A 16847-nucleotide genomic window follows, 5' to 3' on the forward strand; every position below is an offset into this window, starting at 1 on the left:
CCAAACTACTATTTCCGGTATTCTTCCCGGAATTGTCCCGCCGATTTGCCGGCCACCTTTCTGAACAGCCGCGAAAAGTAGGTATGATCTTCATAACCCAAGCTGAATGCAATCTCCTTAATGCTCAAATCGGTGTAGTAAAGCAGCCTTTTGGCCTCCATTATCACTTCGTTCTGAATCCAGTGGCTCACCGGTTGCCCTGACGTTTCCTTCACTACCTCGTTCAGATAAGACGAAGTAATGCTGAGCATTCCGGCATATCCCGAAGGACTTTTCACAGTTTTAAAATGTTGCGATAAAAGTTTACGAAACTGCGAAGTAATGGCCGACGGCCGCGTTTGCGCCGTCCGCTGTAAAATTTCCTTTTCAAAAAGCGACGTAAAAATTCCCAGGCATGTTTTCAGCATCGATTGCATGACCGGGTGTCCGTACTGCGAGGGCGCTTCGTAGAATCCCAGCAGCAAATGCAGGCTGCGCGCCAGCAGGTCGGCCTGTGCCGGACCCACACTGATCGGGAAGCCGTGCAAGGTATATTCCTCCACCACAGCCCGGTGGTGATCATCGAGCAAACTCATGTCCACGCCCAAAAACCAGCCATACGAGCCTTCCGTTTCCAGCGGGTAATGCACCTGCCCCGGCATAATGCAGAATACCCCGCTGCCTCTCAGCTCCACCTCCCGGAAATCGACCATGAGCCGCGCATGGCCGTCTTCCTGGAAAAAGAAGTTCCCGTGATCGTCGCGGTGGGCATCCATATGCGGCGCATTTACCCGGTTCATCCGGTCGATGCGATGCAGGGAAATGCCCAGGCCCGACTCATTGCTGAGATAATGCAGGGGAATGCTCTTTTTGGGCATAAGTCACGGAGAGTTTTACAGAGCGATCGAGCAAATCGGTCGCTTGCAGTATTTTGTTTTTCAGGAAATAAGGATAATCGGGATGCTCTTTCAAAAAAGCCTGCGCGATCTGCGCGGCTTCGGGCGACGAATGCCCGGCAAATGTGTTATGCAGCCAGCGCGTTGGAAAGAAAATATCACCGGTAAGCTGGATTTCCTGCAAAAGATCCAACGAGGGACGCAGGTACTTCAATGCGCTTTGCGCCCGCAGCGGATGGTGCAGGTAAGTGAGCGCATCGAGCACCCACGCCTCCTTTTCACGGTTCTCTTCCTTTTTTAATGTTTCAAAAAACGCATCCCGTTCCGCTTCGCTGGCGCTCAACGCAGGTATCACAAACTGCATTCTCGCCTTCCGGTCAGGATTCTTCGTGGCATTCAGTTGACTGTCCAGGATTGCTTTGCCATCGTCCTTCGCTTTCAATGCCAGCTCGTAGGCCAGCGAAATCTTATCTTCTTCCGAAAGAACGAGGCCTTTTACTTCCAGTTTGCCTGTCCAGAGCCCGTGCATTTTCTGCCAGCCGTCGTCCGTTAATGCAAGTGCTTTAAATGCCCTGAAATAGGATGTTTGAATGCCTTTATCTTTGGTACTGTTCAACAGTTGCCAGATCTCGCTTTCAACGAGCGTCTGATATGCAGCCCTTTGAGCGGCATTCAGGAATATCCACCAGTTGCTTTGCAGGTTACCCAACAGATAGTCGACCAATAGCGGATTTTGCTCTTTGGGCAATATATTCAAAATATAGTTCAACATCTTCTCCGGTTCAGGACCATCGCCACGCAGCAACCCTTCCCAGCTATTCACCAGCATAGCCCCCTTGAAAACCGGATCAGACGCTTCCGCATTGCCATAACGCGCAAAGAACCATGCTTTGGATGCGGTATCCATTTTAAAATAGCCGTAACCCGTTCCGTCGTTGTCGGGAAAAACGAGCCGTCCATTCGCCATGGTTTTCAAAACCAGCGGCTGCTCCCAGATACGCCCCGGGGCAGAGTCTTTAAGCTGCACCAGTTTGCCCGCTTCGATACCGTATTCCGGCATTCCGGGTGTCTTCACCCACACATTGCTCCATGCGGTGATGTCCTCCGGGGAGCGTTTATCGATAATGCTGATCAGATCGTCCCAGCGGGCGTTTCCAAATGCATAAGTTTTCAAATATTCGCGCAGGCTTTCCTGCATCATGCTCTCGCCGATCTTCCTTTCCAATTGCCGCATCACGATCGGCGCCTTCATATAAATAATAGCCCCGTAAAGCGTGCCGGCATTTTTAAGATTGTCGAGTTGCTGTAAAATCGGGTTGGTGCCTGCCGTACGATCGACTTCGTAGGCATTGGGATAATGCGCGAGCAGAAAACGCAGCTCGTGGTTAATCTCGGGAAAACTGGGGTGCACGATTTTCGCAGCCATGAAGTTCGCAAATACCTCTTTCAACCACACATCATTGAACCAGTCCATCGTCACCAGGTCGCCGAACCACATGTGCGCCGACTCGTGCGCGATCACGCTCGCACGGGCCATTCTGCGGTTCACCGATGCATTTTCATCCAGGAACAGGGCTGGTTCATTGTAAAAAATGGCACCCGGATGCTCCATTCCGCCATACTGGAACGATGGCAACAACACAAAATCGAACTTCCCGAACGGATAGTCAATCGCTGTGTAGTCTTCCAGCCATGCCAGTGACTTAGCATGAAGTTGAAAAACCTCGTCCCGGTTGCGGTTTACTTTCGTGGTATCGGTTTCGCGGTAGTACATGGTCATTTCCCGGCCATCCACCATGCGGGTTTCCTTGAAAAACTTTCCCGCAGCGAATGCAAAAAGATAAGAACTCACCGGCTTCGTTTCGCCGAATCGGTACACATTCTTGCCATTTTCGACGGTTTTGGCTCGCAGCTTACCGTTTGAAACTGCCTCCCAACCTTCCGGCGTTTTCAGGGTCAATTGATATGAAGCTTTCAGGTTCGGCTGATCGAAAAGCGGGAAGCAGGTCGAAGCACGGTCGGGGACGAAGAGTGTATACAGATAATCCTCGCTCCTGTTCAGCGACAAATCTCCGGCGACAAAGTCTATACCGACTTCATTCTTTCCTTTATTCAAATGCTTTACATCAATGACAATATGCTCATTGACAAACTGGTAATCTCCTTTCTCACCATTCACCCGGACTTCCTGCAAATGGCTGGCATCCACATTAAAATCCAGCACAAGCGCCGAATCGAGCGCATTCAGGTGAAACGCAATTGACTCCTTCCCCATGATCTTTCCCACCTTACCTGCCGGGATATCCAGCTCGATCTGGTACCGGATACTATCGATATGCTGCTTGCGATACTGGTTCAGGGCGAATGAAACACCCTTTTCGGGGGCAGGATTTTGCGGGCGGGTGCAGGCGGAGACCGCTAAAATTGCAGCTGCAAGGAAAATGAGGGAGCGTATGGTAGTCATCGGATTAAGGATACGCTCAAAAATAGCATATCCATTTTAATACTGGATAAATCTCGCCCCGCATTCCGTTACGAAACGTAACATTTTGTATATTGCTTCAAAAAAATCGCACACTATGAACGAAATGGAGATTCGCATGCGGATCGCTTCACTACGACAGTATTTGCGGGATTTTCAACATCAGATGACAACTGAGCAAACCGACCAGGTGCTGGACCTAATATCAAAGTTAATGCAGGTGCTCGCAGAGTTAGAAAAAAGGAAAAGGTAGCCATATCATGCATATGAAAACAATCACAGAATCAAGCCCGGATAAGCTCGACGAGCTGCTTCAGGCCGCACGGGAAACTTTGGCAAAAGCCCAGAATTACCTGTCCAAGGACGGTAAAATTTACGAACTCCACGACTGGGTAACCGTAGCCGAGTATTGCAGGCGTTTCAATATCCCTAACACACAAACGGTTAGCAACTGGATCAAACGAGGAATTATTCCCGAGGAGGATATGGTGATCATTGAAGAACTCAACAACACCCGGCTCATAAAAGCCATTCCATATCAGGAAGAAAAGGTTGCCCACAGCAACTAACAGCATTGCATTTCAAAAACTCAAACATGAACCATTTTTACAAGCTCCTTCTTTTCACATCAGTCTTTTACACCAATTACATCCGGGCCCAATCCCTCGCTCCGCTGACCGTCGAGAAAATCATGCGGGACCCAAAAATGTGGATCGGTACTTCACCGAGCGACATTACCTGGGGCGATGATTCCAAAACCGTGTATTTCAATTGGAATCCGGACAAAAACCCCTCCGATTCGCTGTATGCCTATTCGCTTGCGGGTAAGAAGATCAGCAAAGTAGCCCCGGCAGATCGTAGACGTATGCCCGGCAAGAACGGCATTTATAATCGCGCGCATTCGATGCGGCTCTACGAGAAAAACGGCGATATTTTTGTCGTCAACTACAAGGATTTCGCGATCCGCCAGCTTACCAATACCACCGAACGGGAGGCTAACCCCGTATTCAGCGGCGATGAAACGACCGTCGTGTTCGAGCGGGGGAACAATCTTTTCAGCATTTCCCTGGGTTCCGGTCTTGTCAGCCAGCTGACCGATTTCAAATCAGGCACCCAAAAACAAGACACTCAACCCGGCGGGCAGGAAAAATTCCTGAAAGCCGATCAGCTGAGTATGTTTGAGGTTTTGAAGGAAAGAAAAGACAAAAAAGACGCCGGCAAAAAGATTACCGAAGCCGATAAACCGGCCAGACCGAAGGAAATTTACCTAGGCGATAAAAATGTCACGAACCAGCAGGCGAGTCCGGACGGCCGGTTCGTAACCTACGCGCTGGTGCAAATGGATAAGAGCGCGAAATCCACCATCGTCCCGAACTACGTGACTGAAAGCGGTTTCACGGAGGACATTCCGGCACGGACAAAAGTAGGCGCGCCGGCCTCGGAAAATGAGTTTTGGGTATATGATGTAAAAAAGGACACCGCGCGGAAGGTTTCGACGACGGATATTCCCGGTATTTACGACAAGCCCGATTATCTCAAAGATTATCCCAAACAGGATACTGCCTGGAAGAAAAAGGAGCGGAAGGTTATTTTTCATGGCCCATTCTGGTCGGTTAACGGGCAAAATGCCGTAGTAGTGATCCGTTCGCTCGATAGCAAGGACCGCTGGATTATGTCTCTCGATCCGGCAACGCTCTCACTGAAACTCCTCGACCGCCAACGCGACGAAGCGTGGATCGGTGGGCCGGGTGTAGGCGGCTACCCGCAAAGCGCCGGGGAAGTAGGCTGGCTCGACGACCAGACGATCTATTTCCAGAGCGAAGCCACCGGCTACTCGCATTTGTATACGTTCAACATCGCGACCGGCAGAAAAACCGCATTGACTTCCGGCAAATTCGAAGTGCAGAACGTGGTACTTTCAAGGGACAGAAAGAATTTCTACCTCATTACCAACGAAGTACATCCCGGCGAGCAACACGTGTACCGGATGCCCGTGACCGGAGGCGCCCGCACGCGCCTTACATATACACCCGGCGCGCATGAAATGACGCTGTCGCCCGACGAAAAGACGCTCGCGATCCGCTTCTCCAAAAGCACTGCTCCCTGGGAGCTCTATTTGCTGGATAACACGCAGACCAAGAGCGCACAACCGGTTCAGATTACTCGTTCCGTTTCCTCTGAATTCTTGTCGTATCCGTGGCGTGAGGCCAAGGTCGTAACCATCAAAGCCGGTGACGGCCAGGATATTTATGCCCGGGTTTACGAACCGAAACAGTCGAATGGCAAGGCTGTCATTTTTGTGCACGGCGCGGGTTACCTGCAAAATGCCCACAAATGGTGGAGCCAGTATTTCAGGGAATACATGTTCCATAACCTGCTCGCCGACAAAGGCTACACCGTGCTCGACATGGATTACCGGGCGAGCTCCGGGTATGGTCGCGACTGGCGCACGGGCATTTACCGCTTCATGGGCGGCAAAGATCTCACCGACCATACCGACGGCGCACAATGGCTTGTAAAAACGTATGGTGTCGATCCCAAAAGGATCGGCATTTATGGCGGTTCGTATGGCGGCTTCATCACTCTAATGGCGTTGTTTACCACGCCCGATGTGTTTACTGCGGGTGCCGCGCTACGCCCCGTTACCGACTGGGCCGCCTATAACCAGTCGTACACGGCCAATATCCTCAACGAGCCGCAAGCAGATAGCCTGGCCTACCGCAAGAGCTCGCCCATTTACCACGCGGCCGGTTTGAAAAACAACTTGCTGATCTGCCACGGAATGGTGGATGTGAATGTGCATTACCAGGACGTGGTACGCCTCTCGCAAAGGCTGATTGAGCTGGGCAAAAACAACTGGGAGCTCGCCTCCTATCCCATGGAGGACCATGGATTTGTGGAAGCATCGTCGTGGACCGACGAGTATAAGCGCATTTTGAAACTGTTTGAAGAGAAGTTGTAGCCGATGATTGAGTAAATTTTAAAATTTCCTACCCTTATATCCAGCATAAAAAACGAAAACAACATGAACCGAAATTTCTCGAAGTTGAAAAGCATTTTCCTCGGCCAGGCACTCGTCATCGCATTCACCGGTCTCGCGTACGCGCAGGTAGGCGTGGGCGTAAAGGCCCCCAAAGGCGCAGAAGTGTACCTCGACGGCAGCCGCAAAATGCTTGATGAAAAATGGATTTACTGGGAAGGCCCACGGTTTGCGGCCAAGCCACCGATCAAATGGACGGTTGTGAACGACCCGGTCGATAAGGGTACGGTGATCAACTGTAATGATCCGGCGTCAGCAGGTGGTTTGTATGGCTCAGCGGATATCGTCACCAAAAAACAATTCAAGGATTTTCGCGCCCATGTGGAGTTCCTGATCACCAAACCGGGTGGTAACAGTGGGGTCTACCTGCAAAACCGCTACGAAATCCAGGTGCTCGACGGCGATACTACGTCGCACGGTATGGGCGCGGTGATCAACGAATCCAAATCGCCCTATTATGCCTACAACGGGATCGGGAAGTGGAATTCGTACGATATCCTGTTCCGCGCGGCGCGTTTCAAAGACGGGAAACTGGTGGAGCAGCCGGTGGTAACCCTGTATTTCAATGGCAAAAAAGTGCATACCAACCAAAAGATAAGCCAGGTTTGGGGCGGCAAAAACTCGGGGATCGATGGCGGTAACGACGGTGGCAAGGGCATTACCGACACTCCGGGCGGCCTGAAACTGCAATCGGAAGGCCACGATGTGTACTACCGTAATATTTGGATTAAAGAAGTCGACCTAGGCAAGCCGGACACCAATTTCTAAAATACATTACCACAGTCTGATGGATCATAGAGTAGTTTTTGATTTCGACATTGAGTTTACCAACGGCGGGGGTATTCAGGGCCAGGATTTCCGGCTCGATATTGCCGGCGAAACAATCACCGACGCCGAGCTGGCCGATTACATCGTCAAAGACCTTCGGCTGCTAATGGTTGGAAAGGTCAGTATTCTCAATAAGTTTTATATTCAGGAAAAGCATAAACGCCAGCCCGTAAACCAGCCGCCAACGGAACTGCTCGTCGATCTGAGTCACACGATTTTTGATGGATTGGTTACCTACAAAGGCCTTCCCGCACCGGTAATCTGCGATTTTCTGAGCCGTGAAGATTCAAAAGGCAAATACGAAGAGGGTACCGAGTTCCAGATCGGCAAAATCGAAATGGTGAGCAACACCGGCACTTATATCGACTGCCCGTTTCACCGTTATGCGCATGGGAAAGACCTTTCGGAGGTTGAATTGGAGGCTTTTGCGAACCTGGATGCCATCACGATCGATGCAACCGGCGCATTGGAAATAGGAATTGAGTTTTTCCGGAATCTCGAAATCCGAAACAAGGCGGTCATTGTAAACACAGGCTGGTCGAAAAACTGGAATACGGAAGCGTATTTTGAAAACCACCCGTTCCTCACGCGCGAGGCGGCCACTTACCTGCGCGACTGCGGTGTAAAACTGGTAGGAATCGACAGCCACAATATCGACGATACCCGCGGCAACAGCCGCCCGGTACATACCATTTTACTAGGCGCCGAAATCCTGATCGTTGAGCACCTCTGCAACCTGGAAAAACTTCCGGCTTCGGGCTATTTGTTCAGCGCGGTACCGCCAAAGTTCAAAGGCGTAGGCACATTCCCGGTAAGGGCATTTGCCACGTTGCCAAAAGTGTAATTCCAGCTATGGCACCAATAAAAACGGGATTGTCGTTCTGACAATCCCGTTTTTATTAACTCCTTCTGCTTACTTCTTTTTGTAAGTGACTTTGAAAATAGTGCCGTTGAGGTCGTCGGTCACATACAGCGCGCCGTCGGGTCCCTGCGCGAGCCCGCATGGGCGATGCTGAATAGGGCCGGTTGGTTTGGCGAGATCGGTACCGGCGAAATTGTCGGCAAAAATCTCCCATTTACCCGGCTTGCCATTCACAAATGGTACAAATGCTACCAGGTAACCTTTTTTCAGTTCCGATGACTGGCTGTGGAAGGCAATGAAGGCGCCATTGCGGTACCGCGCCGGGAACATATTGCCGGTGTAGAACATTAACGCATTCGGCCCCAAATGTGCCGGGAAAGCCACCAGCGGATTAATCGCCTTTTCTCCGCCGGTTTTCTTTCCATCGCCGCCGTACTCAGGCGCAAGCATTTTCTTGTTCTGGAAATGATCGTAGTAAATGTAGGGCCAACCCGCATCGTCGCCTTCTTTCAGGCGGTAAAGCGTTTCGGACGGCAGTTCCGCGCTGTGTTTGGGCGTATAATATTGCGGGTACATGTCGTCGAACTTCCCGCGACCATGTGTGGTGGCGTACAAAGCATTGGTTTTATTGTCCCAATCGATTCCCACCGCGTTTTTCACACCCGTCGCGTAGCGGGTACCGTCGGAAAACTGCTGATTGAGCTGTCCCGCTTTGAAACGCCAAATCCCGCCCGCCGAATCGAGGATCGAGCAGGGCGACATCCCTTTCGCCGAGCCCGCCGCGCGGCAGTTGTCGTTGTAAGAACCCACGGTTACGTAAATATTCCCCTTGCTATCCAGGGTAATCGGCTTCGCATTGTCGCGTCCGTGGTCGGTCAGCCCGGTGATAATGCTTTCCGGTTTGTCAAAATCGAGGATTTCGTCTTTTTCATTCAGTTTATACCTGAAAACGCCTTTGTTGGAAGAACTGTACAAAAAACCATCTTTGATCGCTATGCCCGTACCGGGGTAATCGCCGAAAAGTTTCTGCTCGTCGATAGCGCCGTCGCCGTTGGTGTCGCGCAGCAGGTAAATACCTTTGCCGTCTTTCAATTTAGACAGTTTCACATACATGTCGCCGTTTTTACCCACTACCATGTGCCGGGTCGCACCCAGGTCGGTAGCCAGCACGGTAGCGGAGAAGCCCGCGGGCAGTTTCAGTTCTTTTGCGTCGACAGGCGCGTAGAGAGGGGATTTTTCAGGAGTTTCGTTTCGGTAACCGAACAGTGCGGCGGTTGTAGCGGCCAATACTGCCAGGGCTCCGGTTGACCGGATTAATTTTCTTTGCATGCAATCGTAAAATTGGGTGAAAACACTTATTTTAGGTAAAAGCGTACGGGAACGCTTTTTTAACCAATCCAAAAACAACTACCCGATTTTAGTACATTTAACCATTACAGCTATGGGCCCATACGATGAAGACGACGAACTATATGATGATGATCTTCCCGGAAATTATCCAGCGGGTGAAGACATTTACCGTCAGGGACTTATCGACCCGGATATTGACCCCGAAGATATCTCGCGCGTCAAGCGTGCACTCGACCTGGACGCCGACGAATGGAACGAAAAATCGTTTGAAGAGGACCTGACCGGTGACGATCTCGATGTCCCGGGCTCTGAATATGACGACGACGACGAGGAAATTGGCAGGGAAGATGAAGAAAACAACTATTACAGCCTGGGTGGCGATAACCACGAATGGCAGGAAGAGAACCAGGGCGACTAACCAATCGCCCCATTCCCGCGAGCCTGATGCGTAACTGCATCAGGCTTTTTCATTCAGTAACACTCCGGAAATGTATTTTTATTTAAATTTAAAAATAAGAGGAATATTCGTTAATATTTTAATTAATACAATATCCTTCCTTGTTTGGAGGCATTTGGATCAGATATATTTGCCCTATCGCCGATAACGACAAATTCTGTTTTCTATGACTAACCTGCGAACCCTCCTCCTATCCGCCGTCATTCTGTGGACGATCAATGCCAACGCCCAGCGTTACGAGCTACGCGATGACTGGAAATGCATCCCGGTCTCGAAAGTGAAAGATCCCGGCACTGCCATTTCGTCTCCCGATTTCGCATTGAACGGTTGGCAACCAGCTGTGGTACCCGGCACCGTGCTCACCACCATGCTGGAAAACAAGCAGGTCCCCGACCCGTTTTTCGGCATGAACAATAAGCTCATCCCCGATATTTTCAACATTGGAAGAGACTATTATACCTATTGGTTTGTTAAAGATTTTGAGGAAAAAGTCGGGCCGGGACAGGAGGTCTGGCTGCACTTGCGCGGGGTAAATTACAGCTGCGATGTATTTTTGAATGGCAAAAAACTGAATGCCAAACTGCATTCGGGCATGTTCCTGCGGCAGACGTACAACATTACAAGCCAGATCCGCAAACAAGGCAAAAACCGGCTTGCAGTGATCGTTTACCCGCCGAACCCGGTGGGCAATCCCAACGGCGGCCAGGGTGGCGATGGTACCATCGCACGGAATGTAGCACACCAATACGTGGCCGGCTGGGATTGGATCCAGCCTGTCCGCGACCGCAATACGGGTATCTGGGATAAGGTTACCATCGAAAAGACCGGCAAAGTCAATATCAAAAACCCGCATGTGGTCACGCTGGTACCCGGCAAAAGAATACCCGGCGCAACCCAGCAACCGGCAACCATCAAAGTAGCTGCCGAACTTGAAAACGCTGGTAACATGCCTCAGAAGGGCATTTTGCATTATACTTTGGACGGCAACAAGGTTTCCAGGGAACTTACTATCCAGCCCAATTCCACGATGGAGGTTAAATTGCCGGACCTGAGTTTGAAAAACCCGAAACTATGGTGGCCGAACGGCTATGGCGCGCAGGATTTGTATGATCTGAAAATACAATTCACGCAAACCGGCAAAGTCTCGGATACGGAAACTTTGAAAGTAGGTGTCCGCGAAATACAAGCCGAATGGAACAAGACAACGCGCAGCAAACAAATATCCGTCAATGGCCAGAAAGTGTTTATCAAAGGCGGCAACTGGATCATTTCCGACGCAATGCTCCGCTTTTCGGACGAGCGTTACAATGCGGAAGTACGCTTCCACCACGACATGAACCTGAACCTGCTGCGGATCTGGGGCGGCGCACTGACCGAACGCCCTGAATTTTACGAAGCCTGCGATCGTTACGGCATCCTGGTAATGCAGGATTTCTGGGGCTCCGGCGACTGCAACGGCCGCTGGATCGATCCGGCGAAAGCCGACGACCAATGGACGCGCCGCAAATACCCCGACGATCACAACCTTTTCCTCGAATCGGCTGCCGATCAGATCAAAATGATCCGCAACTTCGCGTCCCTGGCCATCTGGTGCGGCGGAAACGAGATTACCCTGCCCGTCGATATCATGACGCCTTTGCGCGACTCGATCCTACCGGCGCTTGACGGAACACGCTGGTTTGTAGACTATTCCAATTCTGACGACATGTCGTTCAACGCGCTGGGCGGCAACGGTGACGGCCCGTACGGCATACAGCCGCTCACTCGCTTCTGGAATTACCGTACCTGGCCTTTCAATTCAGAAATCGGCTCCGTGGGCGTGGGCGATCATCATTCGCTCGAAAGATTCTTGCCCGAAGCTAACCGCATTGCACCCGAATATTCAGCGGAAACACGCCGCGAGAAAGTGGATTCTGTTTGGCAATACCATAAATATATTGGCTACGACGGTTTCATCGAGCCTTATGGCAAAGCCACCGATATGCGAGATTTCGGCAAGAAAGCCCAACTCGTCAACTTTGATCAATACCGCGCATTGATGGAAGGTTTCAGCGCGCATATGTGGGATTGGTACACGGGCGTAATCATCTGGAAGACGCAAAACCCATGGACATCTCTCCGCGGGCAGATGTACGACTACTACCTCGACCCCAATGCTTGCCTCTACGGGTTGCATTCCGGCAGCGAACCGTTACACGTCATGTACAACCCGGCCGACACCGCCGTGGCGATCGTGAACAACACGTTCACGCACCAGTACGATCTGATGCTCGTCATTAATGCCATTGATATGAAGGGTAACATCAAAAACCTGACCCAGGTCTTTGTAGAAATAGGTCCCTCGACTACTCGGAAGATCATTGACATTAATCGAGAGATCAGGGAATTGGCAAAAAAGGAAGGCATGTTCCTATCGCTGCGCCTCCTGAACATGGACCAGAAGCCGGTTAGCGACAACCTTTACTGGCTGCCCAATGCCACCGGCCGTTACAGCGGGCTGCAAACCATGCCCGAGTCGAAAGCCACTGCAACGGCACGCGTCGTTTCCAACGGCAAAGTAGCGGTAACCCTCAAGAATCCAGCTGACGCCCCACTTGCGTTCTTTAACCGCATTGCATTAGTTGACCCGGTCACAAAAAAGCGCATCCTGCCGGTGTTCTACGACGATAATTACGTGTCGGTATTACCTGGCGAAAGCAAGACTGTTTTGCTCGAATACTCTGCAAAAAATGGCCTGGCGCCTTTGGTATCTATCGAAGGGTGGAATGGGAAGGAACAGCTGGTGTCAGTCGCTGAAAAACAGTAACTTTGTTACTCACCTTAATACTATATACCGCTATGCTTGAAATTAAAGGAACATATCAAAACGGTAGAATCCGCCTGGATTCGAACCCTGGTGTTGACAGCCCGTCAAAGGTAGTTGTCACCTTCCCTGAAATAGATCTGAATGCCCCGGCTAAAACAAGTCAGAAAAAGCTACAATGGAGCGATTTCTCTTTTGACAGAAGCCGGAAACTATTAAAAGACCTCAAAGGCTCGCTGTCCGAAGAACTAGTTTCCGAAAGACGAAATGCGTAATGCGTCTGTTCCTCGATACTTCTTCACTGATAAAACTTTATCATGAAGAAAAGGACAGCGAGTCCTTCAAAAACATCATTATCCAAAACTCCATCTCGTCCATTTTCCTTTCCGAACTGACACGCGTCGAGTTTTTGTCAGCGTTGTGGAAAAAGCGAAGACAGGGTGAACTGAGCACGGAAATAGTCGAACAAATGGCTGTTCTGTTTGAGGAAGACGCCGCCCGATTTACTTTCATTCCTTTGAATGATCATATCGTTCAAAATGCCTGCGGCTTGCTGAACAGGTATGGACTTGAAGGGCTTCGCTCGCTTGATAGCATTCAGCCCGCCACAGCCATTGCATTGAAAAATCGTGCAGATCTCTTTGTCACCTCCGACAAATTGCTTGAATCTTTGCTTGTTAAAGAGGAGTTACAAACAAAAATGGAGTAACAAATCATCCAGCAAGTATGAACCAACCGGAGGTTGCTTTTTCCCTAAAAAACATCCCGGAACCATGGCCGCATTTACGCCCGAAGCATTTAAGAAAGAATTTGTTGCGATTCTCGATTATTGGGAAAAATATGGGCCGGACCCGGAGAAAGGCGGGTTTTATGGAAGGGTTAATTACGACAATCAGCCGGTGAAGGATTCGGCGCGGTCGGTGGTGCTTACGGGAAGACTTTTGTGGACTTTCTCGCTCGCACACCGCTTACTGAAAGAGGCTAAATACCTTACCCTGGCCGACCGGGCTTATCAGCAACTGGTCAAAAGCTTCTTTGATACCGAACATGGCGGCGTGTATTGGTCGGTAAATGCGGATGGCTCGCCGCTCGAAACGAAAAAACAAATCTACGGCAATGCTTTCGCGATGTACGGCCTGGCTGAATACTACCGCGTCACGCATTTCAAGCCGGCACTGGAAAAAGCACAGTCACTTTTTGAAGTGATTGAAAAACATGCGTTCGATCCCATCAACGGTGGTTACCGCGAAGCATTCGCGCGCGACTGGTCGGCAACCGATGATTACATCCTGAGTAAAAGCCCATGGAACAAGAGCATGAACACGCATTTGCATTTGGTAGAAGCCTATACCAACCTGTACAGCGTGTGGCCGGACGCAAAACTCAAAAAGCAAACAGCCGGAATGCTCGACGCGATCATCACCCGCATTGTGAACCCGAAAACAGAAACCATGCAGTTGTTTTTCGATGAACAATGGAAAGCGAAGGATCATATCGTTTCGTTTGGGCACGATATCGAGGCGTCCTGGCTCCTTTTTGAAACGGCGGAAATATTGCACGACGAGCAGCTCATCGCCCGGATGAAAAAGAAATCCATCGCCATGGCGACCGCGGCTTCAAAAGGACTCGGGCCAGATGGGGCAATGAACTACGAATACGATCCCGAAACGAAGCATACCCAAACCGACCGCAGCTGGTGGGTTGCGGCGGAACAATTGGTCGGTTTTTATAATGCTTACCAGCTCACGAAAGATCCTCAATTTAAAACCAAGGCCGAAAAGAGCTGGGATTACATTGTCAACGAATTTGTCGACCACGAAAGGGGCGAATGGTTTGGGACTGTCAAAGAGGACGGTACCCCGGTGAAGGGCGACAAGATCAACTTTTGGAAATGCCCCTACCACAATGCCCGCGCCTGCGCGGAAATGTGGCGCAGGCTCGGGAAAGCCTGATTAGTTCAGGAACATTTCGTCCACGAGCAGCAATGCACGTTTGTCTTTGTTACGATGCCAGGCAGGAATTTTGCTGAGCGGTTTGGCTACTATTTTAATGTAAGAAACCTGCTGCGGCTTGAACGACCCCGCCACGCTGCGCAGCGACGCCCGCTCCCCTTTCACTGGCATCGGCGCTTTGAATTTGGTAAGCAACTTCATATTCTCTCGCGTGGTACCACCCCATATTTCGACCAGTTCAGGCGGAAAAATACCCGTATCTTCTTCTACCATGTAGCGTACGCCAAGCGACGAGAGCGTCACGGGCTTTTTGAATTCCGACACAAAAGCCATGTCATTGTCCCTTACCCCCGCCCAATTGTTGGCCCAGGCCGGGTTATTGGCACCGATAACACCCAGTTTATGATCAAAGAATGTCTTCACTCCCTCGGCCTGATGCACGCGGTTCAGTGGCGCGAGTAATGTGCCGCTATCGGGCTGATAGGCGCTTTTGTAATAATCGAAAGTGATCATGTCGCTGCCATACCAGCCATTTTTGTAAGCTTTGGCGCGGATGGTTGTGTTGCTGTTGATCACCGTTTTATGGTCGAGCAATGGCGATTTGATACTATCCGGCTCGGAACCGTCCATGGTGTAGCGCACATCTACACCCTTGATCGGATGCTGGATGTCCACGACCAGGCTCTGTGCGAAAATCGGCGAAGCATTCCTCATTTGCGGCGGATTGAGCTTCAACGGGTTCTTCCCGTCGTCTTTGAACCCTCCGATAATGTTCATTCCCTTGTTGGCCTGCTGCAATTGCTGCACATCGGCAGCCGACAATTTTGTATCCCACACGGCGACCGTCTTCACACTTTTCAGCTGGGGCAACAATCCTTTCAGATCATTCAAACCGAGCTTTGTGCCGGATAATGTGAGGTTTTGCAAATGTTTCAATCCTGAAAGCTCCTTTAAACCCGCTGCACTGACGTCCGTAAAGTTGAGGTCGAGCTTGCGGAGGTTTTCAAACTTCGCAACGCTTTTCAGGTCAGCATCTTTGACCGGCATTTTATTCAGGTTCAACGAAATAACCTGTTTACGGATATCGCCCAATTCATCCAACTGGTTTACATGATATGCTGCGGCATTGTAAATGTTCACCGCTAATGCCGGGGACTCGCGCGCGAGAGGCAATATCGTCCGGTAGTCGGTATTAAGCGCCTTCACTTTGTCTTCATCGGCAGCCGGGAAATCGAATTCTTCCTCCTGCGTATGCGGTTGAAGGAACGCGGTCGCGAGCATGCGCAGCGAGTCGGAAGCAGGCAAATCGGTCAGTTTCTTTTTGAAATCCGCTTTTTGTTTAACCCATAATGTGAGCAGCGAAATTTCCTGCAAGGTAAGCTGCGCCTTGCCCGTTGGCGGCATGTGTTTTTTCTCCTCCATCGGCAAGTGGACGCGTTGCAGCAAAAGGCTCATTTGCGGGTTGCCCGGTACCAGCAGTTTGCCCGACTTCCCTCCTTTCATGATCGACTGCGGATCGGTCAGGATCAACTCTCCTTTGAGCTTATCAGGATTGTGGCAGCTCGTACACTTTTGTTCGAGAATAGGCCGGATTACATTGGTATAAACAACCGCCTGCTCCAATGGCACTTCCGCGATTTCCTTTTTATTTGAAATAGGCTCCCAAATGAAGTTGCTGCCATGCGTGAGCGCAGCACCGTAATGTCCTGTCAGCACCAGCGCCACCACGGTCAGCAGTGCACCGGCCTTTGCCGTCACCGATTTGTACCAGCGGGCGTTCCTTACCCAATAGATGATGGATGCAAAAAAGAAGATTCCCGCGCCGGTCCATTTGTGGTAGGTCAGAGTGGCACCTTCATACCCTTCTTCCCTGGACAAAAACAGGCCCATTATCACCGTCACCGCCGCGAAAAGTGCTCCGATCAGCAACAAGCCCTGCAAGAAGTTGCGGTAAAACGCATTGCCCGCATATTCCGGTTTGAAACGGAAGAATTCGAGCAGCATTGCCAGCAGCAGGATCACGATCGGGAAATGCAGAATGAGCGGGTGCATGCGGCCGATCGTTTGCAGCCACGCCGGGATCACGAGTTTGCTTTCGAAGAGCAGTAAAAACAGTATGAAAATATTGGAAGCAACGAGTAACTGTTCCGCGAAAACCCTGAGTTTCAAATGCATTTATAATCCACCAAAAAATTGAC

The 16847-nt window shown here is 50.6% G+C and carries 13 protein-coding genes; 9 read left to right on the forward strand and 4 right to left on the reverse strand.

The annotated features are described in order from the left end of the window. Positions 1 to 8 precede the first annotated feature (8 nt). Positions 9 to 857 (reverse strand): AraC family transcriptional regulator, encoded by an 849-nt coding sequence (locus J7619_RS02255; RefSeq protein WP_291193483.1) that lies wholly within the window; start codon positions 855 to 857, stop codon positions 9 to 11. Further along, positions 817 to 3339, reverse strand: a complete 2523-nt coding sequence (locus tag J7619_RS02260) for a M1 family aminopeptidase (protein ID WP_291193485.1) — start codon at positions 3337 to 3339, stop codon at positions 817 to 819. The genes J7619_RS02255 and J7619_RS02260 overlap by 41 nt, the downstream gene beginning before the upstream one ends. Positions 3340 to 3623: 284 nt before the next feature. Here J7619_RS02260 and J7619_RS02265 point away from each other — a divergent pair, with 284 nt between their 5' ends. The 4 genes from J7619_RS02265 to J7619_RS02280 all read left to right on the forward strand — a co-directional run bounded on the left by J7619_RS02265 (position 3624) and on the right by J7619_RS02280 (position 8069). Next, positions 3624 to 3926: a hypothetical protein gene (locus J7619_RS02265; RefSeq protein ID WP_291193487.1), complete on the forward strand. Its 303-nt coding sequence runs from the start codon at positions 3624 to 3626 to the stop codon at positions 3924 to 3926. 26 nt (positions 3927 to 3952) lie between these two features. Further along, positions 3953 to 6319: a prolyl oligopeptidase family serine peptidase gene (locus tag J7619_RS02270; RefSeq protein WP_291193489.1), complete on the forward strand. Its 2367-nt coding sequence runs from the start codon at positions 3953 to 3955 to the stop codon at positions 6317 to 6319. A 63-nt stretch (positions 6320 to 6382) separates the two neighbouring features. Then, positions 6383 to 7165, forward strand: a complete 783-nt coding sequence (locus tag J7619_RS02275; protein ID WP_291193491.1) for a DUF1080 domain-containing protein — start codon at positions 6383 to 6385, stop codon at positions 7163 to 7165. A gap of 19 nt (positions 7166 to 7184) precedes the next feature. After that, entirely contained in the window at positions 7185 to 8069 is an 885-nt protein-coding gene (locus J7619_RS02280) for a cyclase family protein (protein ID WP_291193493.1), read from the forward strand. Positions 8070 to 8138: 69 nt separating this feature from the next. Here the strand turns inward: J7619_RS02280 and J7619_RS02285 are convergent, their stop codons facing one another. Continuing rightward, a complete protein-coding gene (locus tag J7619_RS02285) occupies positions 8139 to 9416 on the reverse strand; it encodes a sorbosone dehydrogenase family protein (protein ID WP_291193495.1) in 1278 nt (425 codons plus the stop codon). Positions 9417 to 9528: 112 nt separating this feature from the next. On the opposite strand from J7619_RS02285, the gene J7619_RS02290 reads away from it, so the two are divergent. The 5 genes from J7619_RS02290 (at position 9529) to J7619_RS02310 (ending at position 14649) form a co-directional block, all read left to right on the forward strand. Further along, positions 9529 to 9855 carry a hypothetical protein gene (locus J7619_RS02290; RefSeq protein ID WP_291193497.1) on the forward strand — a complete coding sequence of 109 codons (327 nt, stop codon included), beginning with the start codon at positions 9529 to 9531 and terminating at the stop codon, positions 9853 to 9855. 205 nt (positions 9856 to 10060) lie between these two features. Beyond that, a complete protein-coding gene (locus J7619_RS02295) occupies positions 10061 to 12700 on the forward strand; it encodes a glycosyl hydrolase 2 galactose-binding domain-containing protein (protein ID WP_291193499.1) in 2640 nt (879 codons plus the stop codon). Positions 12701 to 12732: 32 nt separating this feature from the next. Next, positions 12733 to 12972: a hypothetical protein gene (locus J7619_RS02300; RefSeq protein ID WP_291193501.1), complete on the forward strand. Its 240-nt coding sequence runs from the start codon at positions 12733 to 12735 to the stop codon at positions 12970 to 12972. Then, entirely contained in the window at positions 12972 to 13406 is a 435-nt protein-coding gene (locus J7619_RS02305) for a type II toxin-antitoxin system VapC family toxin (RefSeq protein WP_291193503.1), read from the forward strand. Before J7619_RS02300 ends, J7619_RS02305 begins: the two co-directional genes overlap by 1 nt. Positions 13407 to 13470: 64 nt before the next feature. Continuing rightward, a complete protein-coding gene (locus J7619_RS02310) occupies positions 13471 to 14649 on the forward strand; it encodes an AGE family epimerase/isomerase (protein ID WP_291193505.1) in 1179 nt (392 codons plus the stop codon). Here the strand turns inward: J7619_RS02310 and J7619_RS02315 are convergent, their stop codons facing one another. Continuing rightward, positions 14650 to 16824: a c-type cytochrome domain-containing protein gene (locus J7619_RS02315; RefSeq protein ID WP_291193507.1), complete on the reverse strand. Its 2175-nt coding sequence runs from the start codon at positions 16822 to 16824 to the stop codon at positions 14650 to 14652. Between the last annotated feature and the right edge of the window lie 23 nt (positions 16825 to 16847).

Origin of the sequence: Dyadobacter sp. (genome assembly GCF_017744695.1) — a bacterium.
Taxonomy (GTDB): domain Bacteria; phylum Bacteroidota; class Bacteroidia; order Cytophagales; family Spirosomataceae; genus Dyadobacter.

Coding starts and splice junctions, on each gene's coding strand:
- J7619_RS02255 (WP_291193483.1), bottom strand. CDS start 857: ATGCCCAAAAAGAGCATTCCCCTGCATTATCTCAGCAATGAGTCGGGC.
- J7619_RS02260 (WP_291193485.1), bottom strand. CDS start 3,339: ATGACTACCATACGCTCCCTCATTTTCCTTGCAGCTGCAATTTTAGCG.
- J7619_RS02265 (WP_291193487.1), top strand. CDS start 3,624: ATGAAAACAATCACAGAATCAAGCCCGGATAAGCTCGACGAGCTGCTT.
- J7619_RS02270 (WP_291193489.1), top strand. CDS start 3,953: ATGAACCATTTTTACAAGCTCCTTCTTTTCACATCAGTCTTTTACACC.
- J7619_RS02275 (WP_291193491.1), top strand. CDS start 6,383: ATGAACCGAAATTTCTCGAAGTTGAAAAGCATTTTCCTCGGCCAGGCA.
- J7619_RS02280 (WP_291193493.1), top strand. CDS start 7,185: ATGGATCATAGAGTAGTTTTTGATTTCGACATTGAGTTTACCAACGGC.
- J7619_RS02285 (WP_291193495.1), bottom strand. CDS start 9,416: ATGCAAAGAAAATTAATCCGGTCAACCGGAGCCCTGGCAGTATTGGCC.
- J7619_RS02290 (WP_291193497.1), top strand. CDS start 9,529: ATGGGCCCATACGATGAAGACGACGAACTATATGATGATGATCTTCCC.
- J7619_RS02295 (WP_291193499.1), top strand. CDS start 10,061: ATGACTAACCTGCGAACCCTCCTCCTATCCGCCGTCATTCTGTGGACG.
- J7619_RS02300 (WP_291193501.1), top strand. CDS start 12,733: ATGCTTGAAATTAAAGGAACATATCAAAACGGTAGAATCCGCCTGGAT.
- J7619_RS02305 (WP_291193503.1), top strand. CDS start 12,972: ATGCGTCTGTTCCTCGATACTTCTTCACTGATAAAACTTTATCATGAA.
- J7619_RS02310 (WP_291193505.1), top strand. CDS start 13,471: ATGGCCGCATTTACGCCCGAAGCATTTAAGAAAGAATTTGTTGCGATT.
- J7619_RS02315 (WP_291193507.1), bottom strand. CDS start 16,824: ATGCATTTGAAACTCAGGGTTTTCGCGGAACAGTTACTCGTTGCTTCC.